The sequence below is a fragment of the Pseudoxanthomonas sp. 3HH-4 genome (genome assembly GCF_006716465.1).
Classification (GTDB): Bacteria; Pseudomonadota; Gammaproteobacteria; order Xanthomonadales; family Xanthomonadaceae; genus Pseudoxanthomonas_A.
Window position 1 is genome coordinate 17957 of sequence record NZ_VFPB01000001.1, and the last position, 18952, is coordinate 36908.

At 66.8% G+C, this 18952-nt stretch carries 19 protein-coding genes; 12 read left to right on the forward strand and 7 right to left on the reverse strand.

Annotation, left to right across the window (positions count from 1 at the left end; genetic code table 11):
- The first annotated feature begins 14 nt into the window (after window positions 1-14).
- From FB548_RS00085 to FB548_RS00095, 3 genes are read left to right on the forward strand one after another with little or no spacing between them, the layout of a single operon-like run.
- Window positions 15-1991, forward strand: coding sequence for a UvrD-helicase domain-containing protein (locus FB548_RS00085; protein WP_142122755.1), 1977 nt, complete (start codon window positions 15-17; stop codon window positions 1989-1991).
- 58 nt (window positions 1992-2049) lie between these two features.
- A complete protein-coding gene (locus tag FB548_RS00090; protein WP_142122756.1) occupies window positions 2050-2436 on the forward strand; it encodes a hypothetical protein in 387 nt (128 codons plus the stop codon).
- A 34-nt stretch (window positions 2437-2470) separates the two neighbouring features.
- Complete coding sequence (locus tag FB548_RS00095; RefSeq protein WP_142122757.1) at window positions 2471-2845, forward strand: VOC family protein; 375 nt, start codon at window positions 2471-2473, stop codon at window positions 2843-2845.
- 16 nt (window positions 2846-2861) lie between these two features.
- Here the strand turns inward: FB548_RS00095 and FB548_RS00100 are convergent, their stop codons facing one another.
- On the reverse strand, window positions 2862-4298 hold the full coding sequence (locus FB548_RS00100; protein ID WP_142122758.1) for a DUF2235 domain-containing protein: 1437 nt from the start codon (window positions 4296-4298) through the stop codon (window positions 2862-2864).
- A gap of 16 nt (window positions 4299-4314) precedes the next feature.
- A complete protein-coding gene (locus tag FB548_RS00105) occupies window positions 4315-4989 on the reverse strand; it encodes a hypothetical protein (protein WP_142122759.1) in 675 nt (224 codons plus the stop codon).
- Between the two features lie 116 nt (window positions 4990-5105).
- Here FB548_RS00105 and FB548_RS00110 point away from each other — a divergent pair, with 116 nt between their 5' ends.
- Window positions 5106-5642 carry a DinB family protein gene (locus tag FB548_RS00110; RefSeq protein WP_142122760.1) on the forward strand — a complete coding sequence of 179 codons (537 nt, stop codon included), beginning with the start codon at window positions 5106-5108 and terminating at the stop codon, window positions 5640-5642.
- A 3-nt stretch (window positions 5643-5645) separates the two neighbouring features.
- Here FB548_RS00110 and FB548_RS00115 read toward each other — a convergent pair whose 3' ends face one another.
- A complete protein-coding gene (locus FB548_RS00115) occupies window positions 5646-6299 on the reverse strand; it encodes a DUF480 domain-containing protein (protein ID WP_142122761.1) in 654 nt (217 codons plus the stop codon).
- 117 nt (window positions 6300-6416) lie between these two features.
- Between FB548_RS00115 and FB548_RS00120 the strand changes: the two genes are divergently transcribed.
- From FB548_RS00120 to plsB, 4 genes are all read left to right on the forward strand, one after another.
- Entirely contained in the window at window positions 6417-7325 is a 909-nt protein-coding gene (locus FB548_RS00120) for a 5'-nucleotidase, lipoprotein e(P4) family (protein WP_142122762.1), read from the forward strand.
- Window positions 7322-8044, forward strand: a complete 723-nt coding sequence (gene pyrF, locus FB548_RS00125; RefSeq protein ID WP_142122763.1) for an orotidine-5'-phosphate decarboxylase — start codon at window positions 7322-7324, stop codon at window positions 8042-8044. Before FB548_RS00120 ends, pyrF begins: the two co-directional genes overlap by 4 nt.
- A gap of 256 nt (window positions 8045-8300) precedes the next feature.
- Window positions 8301-9248, forward strand: a complete 948-nt coding sequence (locus tag FB548_RS00130) for a hypothetical protein (RefSeq protein WP_185741915.1) — start codon at window positions 8301-8303, stop codon at window positions 9246-9248.
- A gap of 117 nt (window positions 9249-9365) precedes the next feature.
- Window positions 9366-12050 carry a glycerol-3-phosphate 1-O-acyltransferase PlsB gene (gene plsB / locus FB548_RS00135; RefSeq protein ID WP_142122764.1) on the forward strand — a complete coding sequence of 895 codons (2685 nt, stop codon included), beginning with the start codon at window positions 9366-9368 and terminating at the stop codon, window positions 12048-12050.
- A gap of 86 nt (window positions 12051-12136) precedes the next feature.
- Here the strand turns inward: plsB and FB548_RS00140 are convergent, their stop codons facing one another.
- Window positions 12137-12856 (reverse strand): GNAT family N-acetyltransferase, encoded by a 720-nt coding sequence (locus FB548_RS00140; RefSeq protein WP_142122765.1) that lies wholly within the window; start codon window positions 12854-12856, stop codon window positions 12137-12139.
- A gap of 276 nt (window positions 12857-13132) precedes the next feature.
- Window positions 13133-13339: a YdcH family protein gene (locus tag FB548_RS00145; RefSeq protein WP_142122766.1), complete on the reverse strand. Its 207-nt coding sequence runs from the start codon at window positions 13337-13339 to the stop codon at window positions 13133-13135.
- 50 nt (window positions 13340-13389) lie between these two features.
- Here FB548_RS00145 and ttcA point away from each other — a divergent pair, with 50 nt between their 5' ends.
- The 4 genes from ttcA (at window position 13390) to FB548_RS00165 (ending at window position 16998) form a co-directional block, all read left to right on the forward strand.
- On the forward strand, window positions 13390-14313 hold the full coding sequence (gene ttcA, locus FB548_RS00150; RefSeq protein ID WP_142122767.1) for a tRNA 2-thiocytidine(32) synthetase TtcA: 924 nt from the start codon (window positions 13390-13392) through the stop codon (window positions 14311-14313).
- Between the two features lie 166 nt (window positions 14314-14479).
- The gene (locus FB548_RS00155) at window positions 14480-15382 is read left to right on the forward strand and encodes a recombination-associated protein RdgC (protein ID WP_142122768.1); all 903 of its coding nucleotides are present in this window, start codon (window positions 14480-14482) and stop codon (window positions 15380-15382) included.
- A gap of 81 nt (window positions 15383-15463) precedes the next feature.
- The gene (locus FB548_RS00160) at window positions 15464-16252 is read left to right on the forward strand and encodes a SprT family zinc-dependent metalloprotease (protein ID WP_142122769.1); all 789 of its coding nucleotides are present in this window, start codon (window positions 15464-15466) and stop codon (window positions 16250-16252) included.
- A gap of 146 nt (window positions 16253-16398) precedes the next feature.
- Window positions 16399-16998, forward strand: a complete 600-nt coding sequence (locus FB548_RS00165) for a hypothetical protein (protein WP_142122770.1) — start codon at window positions 16399-16401, stop codon at window positions 16996-16998.
- Here the strand turns inward: FB548_RS00165 and FB548_RS00170 are convergent, their stop codons facing one another.
- A complete protein-coding gene (locus FB548_RS00170) occupies window positions 16999-17844 on the reverse strand; it encodes an alpha/beta hydrolase (protein ID WP_142122771.1) in 846 nt (281 codons plus the stop codon).
- Window positions 17841-18803 carry a ferrochelatase gene (gene hemH / locus FB548_RS00175; RefSeq protein WP_142122772.1) on the reverse strand — a complete coding sequence of 321 codons (963 nt, stop codon included), beginning with the start codon at window positions 18801-18803 and terminating at the stop codon, window positions 17841-17843. The genes FB548_RS00170 and hemH overlap by 4 nt, the downstream gene beginning before the upstream one ends.
- Between the last annotated feature and the right edge of the window lie 149 nt (window positions 18804-18952).

Genomic DNA, 18952 nt, shown 5'->3' on the forward strand with positions numbered 1-18952 from the left:
GCAGAAGTACTCCCATGCACGGTCTCAACCCCCCCCAACGCGCCGCCGTCCTTCACAGCAAGGGCCCTCTGCTGGTGCTCGCGGGCGCCGGCAGCGGCAAGACGCGCGTCATCGTGGAGAAGATCGCGCACCTGATCGCCGGCAACCATTTCCCGGCGCGCCGGATCGCGGCGATCACCTTCACCAACAAGTCCGCCAAGGAAATGCGCGAACGCGTGTCCAAGCGGATCAAGGGCGACGTGGCCGAAGGGCTGACCATCTGCACGTTCCATGCGCTGGGGCTGAAATTCCTGCAGATCGAACACGCGGCGGTGGGCCTGAAGCGCGGCTTCTCCATCTTCGATGCGGACGACGCCCACGCACAGGTCAAGGACCTGATGTATGGCGCCAAGCCCGACGACGTGGAAGCGGCGAAGAACCTGATCTCCCGCGTGAAGAACGCCGGCCTGTCGCCCGAAGAGGCCCTTGCCGAAGCGCGCACCAACCGCGAGAAGGAAGCCGCACTGCTGTACCAGCGCTACCAGGACCGGCTGACCACGTTCAATGCGGTGGACTTCGACGACCTGATCCGCCTGCCGGTGCAGATCCTGGAGAACAATCCCGAGATCACCGCGGCATGGCGCGAGCGGATCGGCTACCTGCTGGTCGACGAATGCCAGGACACCAACGACGCGCAATACCGCTTGTTGAAGGCGATCGCCGGCGAGCGCGGCGACTTCACCTGCGTGGGCGACGACGACCAGAGCATCTACGCGTGGCGCGGCGCGAACCCCGACAACCTGTTGCAGATGGCGAAGGACTACCCGGCACTGCAGATCGTCAAGCTGGAACAGAACTATCGCTGCAGCAACCGCGTACTGCGCGCGGCCAATGCGTTGATCGCCAACAATCCGCACGAACATCCGAAGGCGCTGTGGAGCGATCAGGCAGATGGCGAGCGCATCCGCGTTTGGGAATGCCGCGACAATGAGCACGAGGCGGAGAAGGTCGCCGCCGAGATCTCGTTCGTGCATGCGTCCAAGAGCGCCGCGTGGAGCGACTTCTGCATCCTGTTCCGCGGCAACCATCAGTCGCGCGCACTGGAAAAGGCGCTGCAGCTGCTGCGCATCCCCTACCACCTGACCGGCGGCACCGCCTTCCTGGAGCGGCAGGAAGTGAAGGACGCGATGTCGTGGCTGCGCCTGCTGGTGAATCCCGACGACGATGCAGCATTCCTGCGCGCGGTGCAGTCGCCCAAGCGCGAAGTCGGCGCCACGTCGCTGGCGAAACTCGCCGAGATGGCCCAGCACGCGCACCTGCCGCTTTCGCGCGCCGCCGAATCGATGGGGGCGCTGAAGGCGCTGCCGCCGCGCGCGGCCAACGGGCTCAGTGCCTTTGTCGACATCATCCGCGACCTGCGCCGGCATGCCGAGGAGCTGCCACCTGCCGACCTGGTGCGCCGATTGAGCGAACGCTCCGGGCTGCTCGCCGACCTGCGCGCGCAGTGCAAGGACGAAGCCTCGTTCCAGCGTCGCCGCGCCAACCTGGACGAACTGGCGGACTGGTTCGAGGGCGGCCCGCGCGGAAGCTCGGCCGGCGATCTGGCCGCCCAGCTCGCGCTGCTGTCGCGCAACGACAAGGACGACGGCGGCAACCAGGTGCGGCTGATGAGCCTGCATGCGGCGAAGGGGCTGGAGTTCCGCTACGTCTTCATCGTCGGGTGCGAGGACGGCACGCTGCCTCACGAGACCAGCGTGGAGGAAGGCAACCTGCAGGAAGAGCGGCGCCTGATGTACGTGGGCATCACCCGCGCCAAGGAACAGCTGTGGCTCAGCCACAATCGGGAGACGCGCCGCTTCGGCGAACGCCTGCGTCTGCAGCCCAGCCGCTTCATCGACGAACTGCCCGCGGACGAACTGCAGCGCGACGGCGCGGACCCGGTGGCGGATGCGGAACGCAAGAAGGAACGCGCCAGCGCCGGCCTGGCCGCGATCCAGGCGATGTTCGACTGACGCGCAGCGACGACGGTTGCGCTACGCTGCGCGGCATCGCATACGTACGGAGCGGGGCATGACGCGCGACAGCAGGGCTTGGCGGTGGATCGGCTTCCTGATCGCCCTGGTCGGCGTGGGCTTTCCTTACTGGCAACTCTCCCCGGAACTGGCCGGGTTGCCGCGCGCCCTCTACGGCCCCGGGCTGGTGGCGGTCGGCGTGGTCGCCATGCTGCTGCGCGCGTTCGGCACCGGTCGCTTCCTGCCACTGTGGCTGTTGATCTCGATGGCCGTGCCGGCCGCGGTCCTCGTGCGGCTCGGCCTGAATGCCCTGCGTGGCATGGAAGGTCCCGGCCTGGCAGTCGCCGATGTAGCCATAGGCCTGGGACTGGGGTTGGCGACTGCCTTGCTCGGCATGCTGGTCGGCAGCCTGTTCCTGCTGCGCAGCAGCCGACGCCCCGGTTGATGTCTTCCATTCGACATACTGACAAGGCACGCCGATGACACCGCACCTGTCCGGGATCCGCCAGATCGCCATCACCGTCAGCGACGTGGAGGTTGCGCTGGGCTTCTATCGCGATGCACTGGGGCTGACGTTCCTGTTCCAGCCTGCCGCACAGCTGGCATTCCTTGATGCCGGCGGCATTCGCCTGATGCTGACCACGCCACAGGGCGCCGGTGCGGCGGGCGCCAACTCGATCCTCTACTTCACGGTGCAGGACATCGTCTCCACCCAGGCGGCGCTGGTCGCGCGCGGCGCGACCGAGGAGCGGCCACCGCAATTCGCCGCCCGCATGCCGGATCACGAACTCTGGATCGGCTTCCTGCGCGATCCGGACGGCAACCTGGTGGGGTTGATGGAAGAGAAGCGCTGACGCACCCCGGGTGCGCTCACCGCACCGGCGCGGGCGGCTCGCGCGCAGGCTCTGCGGGCGAAGTCGGCGGAGGCGCCACGTGCAACGGTTGTTCCTCCCGCGCTGCCAGTTCCCGCGCGACATCCGCGTGGAACTGACGGGCCCATGGGCCCCGCAGGTATTCGCTGACGACGGCTGCCATCGGGTCTCCCCCGTTCGTCGCCCCTGCCCGTGGCACCTGCTCCACGATCTCATTCAGCCCGGGCCAGGTGGCGCGATCCCCAGCCATGTCGACATGTCCACCCTCGGCCTTCCCTGGCGCCTGCAACGATGCCCCGGTGCGGCGCTCGACCCGCGCATCGAGTGCCTCGTCGATCGGCTCCTTGCGGTTGCAGTCGTCGACCACGCTGCGCCGGCAAAGCTGTTCCGGCGCCAGCGTGTCCACATGATCGCGCACGCCGTCCCGGTCGTAACCGCGCGTGCCGTACAGACCGCCCATGTGCTGGTCGGAGCGATGGATGACGAACTGCGCAGGATCGTCTGGAACGGACCGCTTCTCCACATAGGGCTGGTCACTCAACCGGTTGAGGAACTCCACGCCCAGATTGAAGCTCAGCGTGCCCAAGCCGTTGCGCTGGTACGTATCGCCGATGTCGCTATGGCAACCCGCCACCCATGCGTTGTAGTTGCGATGGTCTTCGCTGAAACCCGGGGAAACATGCTGGCTGGAGGGGAAAAGGTCGCGGCGCTCATGCTGTGCCGTGATCTGCAAGGTGGACAGCGTCGAGGGCGGAAGGCGCCGGTCGTGTTCCTCGACCCCCGTCGACACAGGATCGAAGAGCAACGCGACTTGCGGCGTTCTCCCCGGCTCCACGAGCAGGGGACGATCCGCATACTGGATGCTCACGATGAGATTTTCCGCGTCACGCTCCACCTTCACGCCCACCGGATCGCGGATGCCTCGCTCGTGCACCATGCGCTCCAGTGCCGCAATCCCCTCCCCGCCACGGCTGAAACCCACGCCCGCAATCCGGATCTGCCCCCGGGTATCTTCATCGAGCCATTTCTTGGCCTGCTCGCAAAGCTGCAGATAGGCCGTCTCGACCCGCTCGTCGAACGTATGGCCGAAGCGGCCGTCCCACAGCTTTTCAGGCTTCTTAAGTAGGCCATTCTGGGTATAGGTGCCCTCTACATATCCCGCTGCGATGCGCGCCGGCTTTCTTTCTTCGATCTGGTCATACAGCTTGGCGACGGCGCTCCATTTCTCTGGCTCGTCGTCGAACATGCTATTGCCGGTACCGTCCATCGTCGCAACATACAGTCGTTCGTGCGGACGATCTTCCCGAAGGAGAACAGGGATACGGAGCTGCGTCAAAGCCTCCTCGGCGCTACGATAACTCTCGGGACCCTCGGCACCGACAATCTCGATGTCGACACCGCTATCGCGCGGCTGCGAGTTGTGGACCGAACCCATGACGAGCACTCCTTGCTCAGTACGTGCGGCTGAATACCTTGATCAGGTCGTCGCGGAAATCACTGTGCGGACGATCCGGAAACTGCGGCTTCTTCAACGCGATCATGGCCCGCATGTAGACGTTGATGGTCCGATCGTTCACCTCCAGGATGATTCCAGGTGTCCCGCTGGTCGCAGGATCCAGGGCATCTTCCCGTGCGACATGGTGTCGTATCAGCTCATCCCGGAAAATTTCACCGATATCGATCTCGGCCTCAAGCGGCGCCCCGTCCTTAGAGCGCCAGGTGACGCGGGCCGGGGGCGGGAAGTTCGGGATGGGGCCACGGCCTGCACTCAGCAGCTTCTCGAGCGGTCGCCCATACGATTCCACCGCGGGCGACGGCCTGTCTTCCGCTCCATGCCTGAAACCACGGTAGACAATCTCGCACGATTGGGTGTCGAAGCAGTGGCCACCGAAATAATGCGCCCTGAACTTCAACGGCCATTCGGCGCCGACGTTGGTGTAGTGGCCCTCCGGCAGCGCGGAAGAAGGACCGGATGAGGTCGATGTGGACATGGTGGCGTGGCATCCTGTCGTGGCAACGGAGATCAGCGCGCTGGTGGCGAGGTTCCGGAGAAGGCGTCGTTCCATGATGGCGTTTCCCAGCCTGTCGGCGATGCCGACGTTAGCGTGGGTCGGCGTTGCCTGCAATCATCGCTGGAAGGTATTCACATGAACCTGCTCTCTCATTTCTCTCGCGCTCGATGATGCGATCGATGCGATCGATGCGAAAGCAAGAATGTCAGAAGCACAGAGGAAGCATGCACATGGCGAGCGATGCACGACTCACACTGCTGGCGTCCTACAACCAATGGATGAACCAGCGCCTCTATGATGCGGCCGCGACATTGCCGGATGAAACGCTGGCCGAGGATCGCGGCGCGTTCTTCGGTTCCGTGCTCGGCACGCTGAATCATCTGGTCGTGGCCGACACGATCTGGCTCAAGCGCTTCGCAGCCGCACCCAACGCTTCAGGCATCCTTGCCGCGCTGGACGACACACCGATGCCGACCGCACTGGACGCCATGCCTTACCCGACGCTTCCCGCGCTGCGCGCCCGACGCGAATGGCTGGATGCATTGATCCTGCGCTGGGTGGACACGATCACGCCTGCGCAGTTGTCGTCCCGCCTGACTTACACCAACACGAAGGGAGCCACGTTCACGCGCAGCGTCGAAGGCCTGCTCACGCACCTGTTCAATCACCAGACCCATCATCGTGGGCAGGTCACCACTTTGCTGTCGCAGGCGGGCGTCGACGTGGGCGTGACCGACCTGCTGGCGCTGCTACCGGACGAAGCCTGACGCTCAGCCTTCGCGTGTCGCGAGCAGATCGGCCAATTGCTCGCGCAACGCCGCGACCTCACCTTCCAGCGCGGCGACGCGCGCTTCGAGTTCCGCATTCGCGGGCTCGCCGGCGAGCGAAGCTGACGGCAGCCGTGCCGCGATCGCCGCCACGTCCACCGGTCCGCCGAGCAGGTGCATGTAACGGTCCTCACGCTGGCCGGGCCCGCGCGGGATCTGCACGACCAACGCAGGTTCGCGCTGGATCAGGCGCTCGAGGTGGTGGCGCACGTCGTCCGCATCGGCAAACTTGAACAGACGTTCGCTGCGCGCGAGCAGTTCGTGCACTGTCTGCGCGCCACGCAACAGCAGCAACCCCAGCAGCACGGCCTGCTGCTGCGGTATGCCGAAGAACGCTGCCGTGCGGTGCTCGTAGCGCTCGGCGCGAGAGGAGAACACCTGCTTCGCCAACCCCCTCTGCTCAAGCTGACGCAACGCGTGGTTCACCGCGCCATGGTCCAGCGCCATGACCGGATCGCGCGCGGTCTTCTGGTTGGCCGCGACCTGCGCGGCGTTGACCGTCAGCGGATAGGTCTCCGGTGTGGTGGCCTCCTTCTCGATCAGGCAGCCCAGCAAACGGGCCTCGGCGGCATTCAGTACGGGCGCGGCGTCTTCCATGGGGACACAGTTGTCGGATGCGAGGGCGTGCAGGATAACCCGTGTCCCGGACGGCGCCGGACACCGACTGCAACACAGGTCCGCTAGAATCCACGCACCTCGAAGACCGGATTGCCCATGCGCGTTTCCCTGCTTGCCGCCGGCCTGGCGGCCTCGTTGCTGACCCTGTCCGCGTGCAAGCGCACCGAACCCGCGGCCGTGCCAGCGGACACCGCTGCGCCCGCGGCCGCTGTGGCGCCGGTGAAGCCGACCGGCGCGCACGACAACCTCAACGCCGTGGCGTGGGTGCAGACCTCGGTGGAATACCGCGCGATCACCACGCAGACCTTCCGTGCCGCCGCCGACCACCTGGATGCCGCACTGAAGGAAAAGCACTGGGATGCGCTGGTCCCCGATGAGCGCGGCAACGCCGCCACCGGACTGAAGCCGGCCGTGGTGATGGACGTGGACGAGACGGTACTGGACAACTCGCCCTACCAGGCCCGCCTGATCCGTGATGGCAAGGAATACGACGAAATCAGCTGGGACCAGTGGGTCGCGGAGAAGAAGGCCAAGCCGCTGCCGGGCGTGGTGGATTTCGCCAAGGCTGCGGCCGAAAAGGGCGTGACCATCCTCTACATCTCCAACCGCGCCGTGCACCTGAAGGAAGCCACGCTGGCCAACCTGCGCGACGCTGGCCTGCCGGTCGCGGATGACAGCGTGTTCCTCGGCCTGGGCACGGTGCTGGAAGGCTGTGAGCAGAACGGCAGCGAGAAGAACTGCCGTCGCCGCCTGGCGGGGCAGAAGTACCGCGTGCTGATGCAGTTCGGCGACCAGATTGGCGACTTCACCGAAGTGGTGGCCAACACACGCGAAGGCCGACAGGCCTTGTTCGACGAATACGACGACTGGTTCGGCGAGCGCTGGTGGATGCTGCCCAACCCGACCTACGGGTCGTGGGAACCCGCGCTGTTCAACAATGCCTGGGACCAGCCGGCGGCCGCACGCACGCAGGCCAAGCGCGACGCGCTGGACTACGCGCCGTGAGCCCGGGCCCCGTCGCGCTGACCCCTCGCGAGCGATTGATCTTCGCGCTGGACGCCCCGTCCGGCGCGGACGCCGTGGCGTGGGTCGACCGGCTGGGCGATGCCGTGCAGTTCTACAAGATCGGCATGGAGCTGCTGGCCAGCGGCGACTATTTCACCGTGCTGGACGAGCTGGCCCGCCGCGACAAGCGCGTGTTCGTCGATCTGAAATTCTTCGACATTCCCGCCACCGTGGCCGGCGTGATCCGTGGCCTGTCGCGCTGGCCGGTGACCTACGCGACCATCCACGGCTGGCACGCCGGCATGATGGAGGCGGCCGCCGAAGCCCGTGGGGGTGACCTGCGCTTGCTCGCGGTGACGGTGCTGACATCGATGGACGGCAAAGACCTGCGCGCCATGGGGATCAACAGCAGCGAAACTGCCGACATCGTCGTGCAACGTGCACTCGCAGCGCAAGCTTCCGGCATTGATGGCGTGATCTGCTCCGGCCAGGAGGCCGGCATGATCCGCGCCGCCGCGGGCGCGGGATTCTCCATCGTCTGCCCCGGCATCCGACCCGGCGGCCCGGTGGGCGACGACCAGAAGCGCACGGTCGGCGTGGCCGAGGCGTTTGCCTTGGGCGCGGACGCCATCGTGGTGGGCCGACCGATCAGCAAGGCAACCGATCCGCGTGCCGCCGCCGAGGCGATCCAGCAGGAAATCGCTGACGCCATCAAATAATTCAATAGCTTACACATATCTATTTCAGGTATTGCCTTAGCATTCGGTCGCAGGTAGGCTGTGTGCATCCGGCCCTTGGGCCGGAGATGTGCCACAACACTTCGTCCTCCGGCTTCGGCCGGACTTCAGGAGGTCCGCGGGGTCGCAAGACACCCGGCCTCCTTTTTTATTGCCTGCGAGGCGAGTTGCGACGGCCATGCTTGCCGCCTTCCCCCGCTGCCATGAAGATGCGGGGAGACTGGGGAGTCACCGCATCATGTCCACGCCGTCCGCGTCCCTGCTGCGCGCGCTGGCCGCCTTCGGGCTGTCGCTCGTGCTGCTGGCCGCCTGCAAACCCGAACCCGAAGAACTCGCCGGCGCGGCCAGCGAGCCGGCTGCCGCCGTGCGCCAGTTGGCAACGCATCTGCAGCGCAACGACCTGGTGGCCTTCGCACGCGACGCCGTCCCCGCCGACCTGCACGCCCGGCTGGACGCCGCCTGGCGGCAGGGCCACAGTCGCTGGCCGCTGACCGAGCTGCCGCTGGATGACAAGCTGGTGCCGATGCTGGCCGCGCTGGCTGCGAAAGATTCTGAAAAGACGCTGCAACGCAGCTTCGACCGACAATTCGGCCGGCAGGACCGCGACCTGAAGGAAGCCGCTCGTACGCTGGGCCTGTTCGGTGTGCAGTACGTGAAGAACGAAGGCGACTATACCCAGGAAGAACGCGACCACTACGCGCAGGTGATCGCCGCCCTTGGCGAGTGGGCGCAACAGGCGCCGCTCGGCGATACCGCACTGGCACAGACCACGCTGTCCCGGCTGGCACCGGCCGCACGCCGCAGCGGCCTGATCACGGACCAGTCCCTCAGCGAAGCGGGCATGGTCACCAGCCTGCAACGGCTGACGCCATTCTTCATCGAGACCAAGGCCACCTTCGCCCGCTACGGGCTGCCCCTGGATAAGACCTTCAACGACCTGCGGACCGGCCTGATCGAACAGAAGGGCGACACCGCCACGGTGCGCATCCACTATCCGTTGGCCGAACGCGAGATCGATACCGTGGTCAGCCTGACCCGGCGCGGCGGGCAGTGGTACCTGACCGACTACCTCCGCCATGCCGAGGACCTGCTGAAGGCATTGCCTGCGCCCCCGCCCCCGGTCGCGCCACCCACCACCGAGCCCCCTCCCGTCTCGCCGCAGGGCGATATCGATCCAGCATCTTAGGCCGTCGACATCCGGACCCCGGTGCCGACACAGGGCCCACTTGGTCCCTCCCCATGGACGGAGGGCCTCCGCCTGAACCTGTAACCGCTTCCCAGCCGGTCACGGGCGTGCGCCATAATGCGCCGGATGCCTGAACAGAATCCCCTGCCGTTCCCGGACGCCCCGAAACCGACGACACCGGAAAAGACCCCGGGTGCGACGGACCCCGCCGCACCCGGAAGCACCCCGGACACCCCGGTGGTCGCCGATGCGCCCGTCACGGCAGGTGTCCCGATGACGCCGCCCGTCCATCGCCAAGCCAAGCGTCCGCTGTGGGCGCGGCTGCTGGGCCGCCTGGCCGATCCTTGGCTGGCATTGAACATCGAGCCCGGCGTCCCGGCCGACCTGCTGGACGGGCGCCCGGTCTGCTACGTGCTGGAAGACTACGGCCTGTCGAACGCGCTGATCCTCGATCGCGCCTGCCGCGACGCCGGCCTGCCCTCGCCCTTGGTGCCGCTGCCGGTGGGCGGCAACCCGCTCGGCCGCAAGCGCGCGTACGTGGCGCTGTCGCGCCGCAATGCCAGCACGCTGATCCCCGACCAGGTGAGCGCCAAGACGCATTCCGGTTCGCTGGCGCGCCTGCTGGAGGCGCATCGCGGCAATCCGGAACTGGACGTGCAGCTGGTGCCGGTGTCGATCTTCGTCGGCCGCGCGCCGGACAAGCAGAGCGGTTGGTTCTCGGTGCTGTTCTCCGAGAACTGGGCCATCGTCGGCCGCTTCCGCCGCCTGCTGGCGATCCTGCTCAACGGCCGCGGCACCATCGTGCGGTTCGCGCCGCCGGTGTCGCTGCGCGGCACGGTCGATGAAGGCCTTGAGCCCGAGCGCACCGTCCGCAAGCTGTCGCGCGTACTGCGCACGCATTTCCACCGCATCCGCGAAGCCATCATCGGCCCCGACCTGTCCACGCGCCGCCTGCTGGTGGACCAGGTGCTGGCCGCCGAGCCGGTGAAGGAAGCGATCACCGAACAGGCACGACGCGACAAGTCCAAGCCCGAGGATGCGTGGAAGAAGGCACACGCCTACGCGTGGGAAATCGCCGCCGACTATTCCAACCCCGTGGTGCGCTCTGCCAGCTTCCTGCTGAGCCATGTATGGAACCAGATCTACGACGGCGTGCTGGTGCACCACCTCGACAAGTTCAAGGAAGCCGCGCCCGGCCACGAAGTGGTCTACGTGCCCTGCCACCGCAGCCACATGGACTACCTGCTGCTCTCGTACCTGCTGTACGAACGCGGCATCGTGCCGCCGCACATCGCGGCAGGCATCAACCTCAACCTGCCGGTGGTGGGCACGCTGCTGCGCAAGGGCGGCGCGTTCTTCATGCGCCGCAGTTTCCGTGGCAATCCGCTGTACTCGGCGGTGTTCACCGAGTACGTGGCGCAGCTGGTCTCCGGCGGCTATTCGCTGGAGTATTTCATCGAAGGCGGGCGCTCGCGCACCGGCCGGCTGCTGCCGCCCAAGGGCGGCATGATCTCGATGACCCTGCGCGCATTCCTGCGCCAGCCGCGCAAGCCGGTGCTGTTCCAGCCGGTCTACATCGGCTACGAGAAGCTGCTGGAGGGCACCAGCTACCTGGATGAACTCAGCGGCCGGCCGAAGGAGAAGGAATCCATCTGGGCCGTGTTGTGGGGCATCCCCAAGGTGCTGCGGCAGAACTACGGCCAGGTGGTGGTGAACTTCGGCGAGCCGATCCCGCTGAACGACGCCCTGGCCAGGTACGCACCCGAGTGGGACGGCACGCCGGTGGGCGAAGAGGAAAAGCCCGCGTGGCTGTCCGAGATCGTGGATGCACTGGCCCAGCAGATCCAGGTCAACATCAACCGCGCCGCCGACGTGAACCCGATCAACCTGCTGGCGCTGGCGCTGCTGTCCACGCCCAAGCACGCGATGGGCGAAGCCGACCTGGTCGCGCAGATCGAACTGTCCAAGACGCTGCTGGCGGAGCTGCCGTATTCCGACCGCGTGACCGTCACCCCGCACTCGCCCGACCGCATCATCTCCCATGCCGAGGAGATCAACATGCTGCAGCGGATCAAGCATCCGCTCGGCGATGTGCTGAGCGTGGACGACGATACCGCCGTCTTGCTGAGTTACTACCGCAACAACGTACTGCACCTGTTCACGGCCTCGTCGTGGATCGCCTGCTGCTTCCAGAACAACCGCCGCATGAGTCGTGCCGGCGTGCTGCGCCTGGGCCGCACGCTGTATCCGTTCCTGCAGGAAGAGCTGTTCCTGCCATGGAGCGAAGACGAGTTCGCCGAACGCATGGAGCGCACCATCGAGGTATTCATCCGCGAGGGCCTGCTGCAGCAGGTCAACGACGACGATGGCGGCATCCTCGCGCGCAGCGCCGGCCAGACCGACGAGGTGTTCCGCCTGCGCGCGATCGGCCACTCGCTGCAGCAGGCGTTCGAGCGCTACTACATCGCCATCTCGGTGCTGGTGAAGAACGGCCCCGGCACGCTGGGCGCCGCCGAGCTGGAGAGCCTGTGCCAGCAAGCAGCTCAGCGCCTGAGCCTGCTCTACGCACCTGCTGCGCCTGAGTTCTTCGACAAGACGCTGTTCCGCGGCTTCATCCAGAAACTGCGCGAACTGAAGCTGGTCTGGCCCGACGAGAACAGCAAGCTGCTGTTCGACGAACGCCTGGATGCCTGGGCGCGCGACGCCAAGGCCATCCTCGGCCGCGAACTGCGCCACACCATCGAGAAGGTCAGCCCGGAAGCCGCCAAACCGGCCGAGCCGACACCGACGCCGCAGGACTGAGGTCCTGCTACTGGAAGCTGATGGTCATGCCCGCCGCATCACGCAGGACGTAACCGGTCGGTTTCGTTTTCGCATGGCAGTACCGCTCAGGACACCGCACTGAACGAGCGCGTCAGCCACGCCTTCGCCGGCAGCGCGCGCGAGGGATCCCGTATCAGGCGGTGCAATGGCGAGCCGCATTCGGACAGATAGGGCTCGTCCTCGATCACCAGCACCATCCGCAACAGGTCCACGCCGCCCGGCAGGATGGCCGGGGGCAAGTATTCGCGGAAGCCATAGTGCTCGAACACATCGTGCAGGAACGGCTCGCATGCCAGCAGACAGAACTGGATGCGGTTTTCCTGCGCCCAGCGGTACGCTTCTTCCATCAACCGGTCCACCACCGGCTTGCTGCGCTGGTCGGCCTGCACGGCGAAACGCGTACCCACCGCGACCTGCGCCAGGGGCCAGGAGCGCGCGAAGGCGTCGATCTGGAACAGGCTGCCGTACTCCACCTGCACGGCCAGCGGCGCGAAGTCGTGCAGGCGCAGGGTGGCGATCGCCTGCGTACCCTTTTCCACCGCCAGCGTGGTGCCGCACGCGTCCAGACCGTCGGTGACACGCTTGCTCCGGTCGCCGAACTGGCCCCGTTCGTGGAAATACACCTCGCGCCGCAGGCGCGGCACGTCCCCCAGGGAATCGCCCGGCGCGAAGCGATGCATGCGCAGGCCCAGCCCGGCCATCGCCTCGTCCGCCGACGCCGCCACGAGCCGTGCCTCACGGACCGACGATGGCGTGCGGTGATTGAACGGTTTGTCCTGCTCCATGCCACTCCCTCGCCACGGCGCCGGAGGCGCACGCAGCCAGTCATTGGGAACCGCGGCGCCGGCAGGACGGCAAACGGTCAGTCGTAGGGAAAACCCCCACGCCGGGAAATCAAGCAAGCATCGGGCCAACTGCGCCGACCGCACCGGAAGGGAACCACGGGGTCCACGGACGGGTATTTCAGGCTTCTGGCGACCCCAGGTGCGGGACACATGCGTCCGCGCCGGCAAGGGGGTGACGCGCAGCGTCAGATCCAGGCTGTCGTGCGGCGCGCGGGCTCAGGCTGGCTCGTCGGGAATCAACGCACTCTCCAGCCGCGCGATGCAGTCCTTCAGCCACAGCTTGCGTTTCTTCAGGCGCTTGATCGCCACCTCGTCGGCGTCGGCATCATCCACCAGGCGCGCGATCGCCTCGTCCAGCTCGCGGTGCTCGAGCTTGAGTTCGGTGACCTTCTGGGTGATGTCGGCGGGGTTGCTGATTTCCACGCGGCGAGCGTACACCGGCGGCGGCAAGGGCGTCACCGCACCCCGGTACAATGACGCCCATGAGTACCGTCCTGCCCTTGCCCGACCCCGTCCTGCGCCGCCCAGCCGCCGATCCGCGCCGCGCCGCGCACGAACAGGGCAAGCTGGCCAAGCGGTTGCGCCGCCAGGTGGGCCAGGCGATCGCCGACTTCGGCATGATCGAGGAGGGCGACAAGGTCATGGTGTGCCTGTCCGGCGGCAAGGACAGCTACACGATGCTGGACATCCTGCTGCAACTGCAGAAGAAGGCGCCGGTCAGCTTCGAACTGGTCGCGGTCAACCTGGACCAGAAGCAGCCGGACTTTCCCGAGCACGTGCTGCCGGAATACCTGGAACGTGCGCGCGTGCCGTACCACATCATCGAGCAGGACACGTATTCGGTGGTCAGCAGGGTGATCCCGGAGGGCAAGATCATGTGTTCGCTGTGCTCGCGCCTGCGCCGCGGCGCGCTGTACAGCTACGCCGAGGAGAACGGCTTCACCAAGATCGCGTTGGGCCATCACCGCGACGACCTGGTGGCCACGTTCTTCCTGAACATGTTCTTCCACGCCAAGCTCTCCGGCATGCCGCCGAAGCTGCTGTCCGACAACGGCAGGCACGTGGTGATCCGCCCGCTGGCCTATGTGCGCGAAGACGACATCGCTCATTACGCCGAGGCGAAGGCATTCCCCATCATCCCGTGCAATCTGTGCGGCAGCCAGGAGAACCTGCAGCGCAAGCAGGTCAAGAAGATGATGGATGCGTGGGAGCGCGAGAATCCCGGCCGCATCGAGACCATCGCACGCGCGCTGGGCGACATCCGCCCGTCGCAGCTCAGCGATCCGAAGCTGTTTGATTTCCTTTCACTGGGCCACCGCGACGGCGCCGCCTTGCCCGATGCGCAGGCATGGCTGGCGGGCGAACCGCACCCCACCTTGGCTGACGAGGACACCTGACCTCGCCACACCCCGCCGCCACCCGGCGAAAGCCGGGAACCTTGCTGTTGCGCTCCAGCGGACTGGCGGACAGCAGAAGCAGAAGCAGAATGTATCCCGGCTTTGGCCGGGACGGCGGGCAAAGCAAAAACACGCATCCCCTCATTTACCGGACCCTGATTCCCTGATGTTCTTTCGCAACCTGACCCTGTTCCGCTTCCCGACTTCGCTGGATTTCTCCCAACTCGACGAACTGCTTCCCGAAGCCGTACTCAAGCCGGTCGGCCCACTCGAACTGTCTTCGCGCGGTTTCATCTCGCCGTTCGGCCGCGGTGACGACACGTTGTCCCACCGCATCAACGACGCGATCTGGCTGAGCGTGGGTGGCGAGGACAAGATCCTGCCCGGCGCCGTGGTCAACGACCTGCTGCAGAAGAAGCTGCAGGAGATCGAGGCGAAGGAAGGCCGCAAGCCCGGCGGCAAGACCCGCAAGCGGCTGAAGGACGACCTGCTGCATGAACTGCTGCCGCGCGCGTTCGTCAAACCCTCGCGCACCGACGCGCTGATCGACCTGGAGCACGGCTTCATCGCCGTCGATGCGTCGTCGCGCAAGACCGGCGAGAACGTAGTGTCGGAAGTCCGCCGCGCGCTGGGCAGCTTCCCCGCGCTGCCGCTGAATGCTGAAGTGGCACCGCGCAGCGTGCTGACCGGCTGGATCGCCGGCGAACCGCTGCCGGAAGGCCTGTCGCTGGGCGAGGAGTGCGAGCTGAAGGACGCGATGGAAGGCGGCGCGGTGGTGAAGTGCCAGAACCAGGACCTGCAAAGCGACGAGATCGCCAAGCACCTGGACGCCGGCAAACAGGTCACCAAGCTGGCGCTGGTGCTGGACGACCACGTGTCGTTCGTCCTCGGCGAGGACCTGATCGTGCGCAAGCTGAAGTTCCTCGACGGCGCCGTCGACCAGCTGGAGAACACCGAGCACGACGACCTGCGCGCCGAGCTGGATGCCCGCTTCGCACTGATGTCCGGCGAGGTGAAGCGCCTGTTCCTGGTGCTGGAGCATGCGCTCAAGCTCAGCAAGGCGGATTGAGCCATCCAGGGAAGCGGGATCGGGTGTAGCTGAATCGCATCCGCCACCTCCAGTCCGCGCATGCCCACTACAATCGTGGGCATGCCTTCGCTGCACTCTCTCCTGATCGCCCGCGCGCCACGCAGCGTCGAGCGGGACACCATCACCCTGGAGCTCGATGACGGACGCATCCTGGACGTGCAACGCGTCCGTGATCCACGTGCGAAGCGCCTCAAGCTCAGCATCGACGAGCGCGGCGCGCGCCTGACGCTCCCCATGCGCGCCAGCCTGGTGGCGGGGGACCGCTTCCTGCAGCAACACCGCGACTGGCTCGCAGCACAGATCACCCGGCATGCGCCGGACGACGGGGACGACACACTGGTACCCGGCCGGACCGATCGCCTGCCGCTGCGGGGCGAGTATCTGCCGCTCCAGTGGCACGAGGGCCGTTACGCGCGCATCGAGCGGGTCGGTGATGCGCTGCACATGCACACGACGTCGCGGACCAGTGCTGCCAGCCTGCAGCGCACCCTGCGGGCCTTCTATGAAGCGCAGGCGCGCGCCGACATCGGCCGTTGGCTGCCCGGTTATCTGGCGGGATTGCCACGCGCGCCCCGCCAGATCCGCCTGAAGACCATGTCGTCCCAGTGGGGCTCACTGGCGCCCGACGGGACGCTGGCCCTGGACCTGGCCCTCGTGCTGGGGCGGCCTTCGGCGTTCGAGTACGTGCTCGTCCACGAGCTGTGCCACCTGCTGCAGGCCAACCATTCGCCGGCCTTCTGGCAGGAAGTGGAAGCGCGCTTCCCCGCCTGGCGCGACGAGCGCGCATATTTCCATGCCGAGGGCCGCCGCCTGAAAGCGCGACTGCACAGGCTGCTGGCCACCCCCTGACACCGGCCTGCGAACCCGCGGACTTCCGGCGCCGATGTCCGGAATGAGACATGCGTCACGAATCAAGAAGACATGTCGGAGAGGGCAGGTCCCGCACGGAGAGCTGGCCTGCACTCCGGCGCCTCGTCTTCTCCGGTACCCGCTCAATGACCCGTCCCGCACCCTCGCGCGCGATTCCCGCGACCCCGGCCGCGACCAGGCCAGTCCGCCAGGCCGATACCGTGGCCTCGCTGAAAGCCTTCTCGCTGTACGCCATGCCAGGTTCGGAAACCGCCGCCAGCCTTGCCGCGCGGCGCGCGCTGATGAGCCGGAAGGGTCTATCCGTGGAGGAGATCAGCGAGCGGGCGCGGGAACGCCGGCGCACGGCCAGCCAGATCCAGCGATTCGATCGCCGCGCCAGGTTGCTGGCCTTGCTACTGCCCGCCGCAGCGGCACTCGCGTGGTTGGGTAGCGCCCAGAACTCCATCAACATGTTGCTGTCCGGCTACGCGCTGCTGGCGCTGGCGGCAGTTGCGCTGCTGTCGCGGCTCACACGCACGCCGGACGCCGCGCGCCTCCCACTCGAGCAGTACTACCTGCCGGACGAGCAGCTGGCCAGCGCGGAAGACATCACCCTCCTGCGGCGACTGGCCCAGCAGGATTCCGAGCTCGACGCCGTCACCACGGCGTGGTGGCGCAGTACCGCGCCGATCCGCAAGGGCGACATCCGGCTGGCGCTGGATTTCCAGCGCGCCAAACGCGCCTGATCACTGCCGCAGGAACGCCTGCATCCGTGCGGCGACCGCCGCCGGATCCTCCATGTGCAGGTGATGGGTGCCCGCCAGTACATGCAGGCGCCCATCGGGCAGCAGCGCGGCGCGTTGTGTCCGCAACGGTTCCGGGAAATAGGCTTGCGGCGGGTCCGCATAGATCACCGTGGTGGGGCATTCGATACCTGCCACGAGACGCGCCAGCTGCGCCTCGGAAAGCCGCTGCGGCGTAGGCAGCGTCAAGCGCGGATCGCTGCTCCAAACGAAGCCGCCTTCAACCGGCCGGACGCCGCGCTCGACCAGCAACCGGGCGGCCGGTTCGCTCAACTGGTTTGCCTGCATACGCGCACGGACCGGCGCGGCCAGGTCGGTGAACACGCGCAGCTGCTTGCCCGGCAGCGCGCGCGCTGCAGCAATGGCTTCGCGCCACCGGTCGGCCGTGCGCTCGACGGTTTCGGTCAGCCCGCCCAGGGCTTCGATCACCACCAGCCGGCGAACGCGGTCGGGAACGGATGTGGCCACCAGGCTCGCGATGCCAGCGCCCATCGAGTGACCCAGCAGGGAGAACGTCTCCCATCCCAGCGCGTCCGCGATGTCGAGCACGGCATTGACCGCCACGCCACTGGTGTACTCCGCGCCCGGCGCCAGATGCGCACTGCGGCCATGGCCCGGCAGGTCGGGCGCGACCAGTTCCACTCCCGGCAGGTGGGCGGCCAGGGGAATGAAGCTCGCCGCATTGTCCAACCAGCCGTGCAAGGCGAGCACGCGCGGGCCATCACCGTCGCCACGAAGTCCCGTGATCCGGCCCAGCGGAATGTCGACCTCGAACTCGCGCAACATCATGCGGCGGTGCCGACGGCGCGCTGCGCCAGTGCCGCCAGCGCATCGGCATGGGCAGAATCGTCATTCAGACAGGGCAGGTAGCGCAGTTCGCCACCGGCATGCGCGAATTCCTCGGCGAAGCCGATCCCCACCTCCTCCAGCGTTTCCAGGCAGTCCACCGCAAAGCCGGGGCACACCACGTCCACCCTGCGCACACCGCGCGCGGCCAGTTCGCGCAAGGTCACGTCGGTGGCGGGTTCCAGCCAGCGTTCCTTGCCGAAGCGCGACTGGTAGGTCAGCGTCCATTCGTCATCGCGCAACCCCAATGCCTGCACGATGGCGCGCGTGCTCGCCTCGCAGCGCTGCGGATACGGATCGCCTTTGCGTGCCAGGCGCTGCGGCAGCCCGTGATAGGAGAACAGCAGGTGCTCGCCGGCACCATTCGCCCGCCGCCACTGCCGGATCGATGCCGTCACGGCCGCCAGCCAGCCGGGGTCGACCGAGTAATCCTCGATGAAGTGCACCTCCAGCCCTGCGGCCTCCCGGGTGACCACGTCGCGCACGGATTCGGTAGTGGTGGTGGAGTACTGCGGATACAGCGGCAACACCACCACGCGCCGCACCCCGGCGGCACGCATCGCTTCCAAGCGCGCGCCCACGGAGGGCTGCCCGTAACGCATCGCATCGACCACGTGCCAATCAGGGAGCCGCGCCTGCAACGCTCCGGCCAGCCGACGGGTGTACACAGCGAGCGGCGAACCCTCCGGCATCCAGATGCTCGCGTACTTCGCCGCCGCCTTGGGGCCACGCAGCGGGAGGATCAGGAAATGCAGCAGCGGGCACCACAGCCAGCGGGTCAGCTGGACCACGCGATGGTCGTGCAGGAACTCGGACAGGTATCGGCGCACAGCGGGCGCCGTCGGCGCTTCCGGGGTGCCCAGGTTGACGGCGAGCAGGGCGGTGGGAGAGGTATCGGGCATCTCCTTATTGTGGCAGAGCCGTGCACGCACACCGATTCGGAAATCCCATTGCGGCGATCAACCTCGCAAACCGCGGCGAGCACCGTCCAGCGTCAGTGGCGATTCATCCATTCACGCCTATTTTCAAGCGATTGCAGTAACTTGCTGCC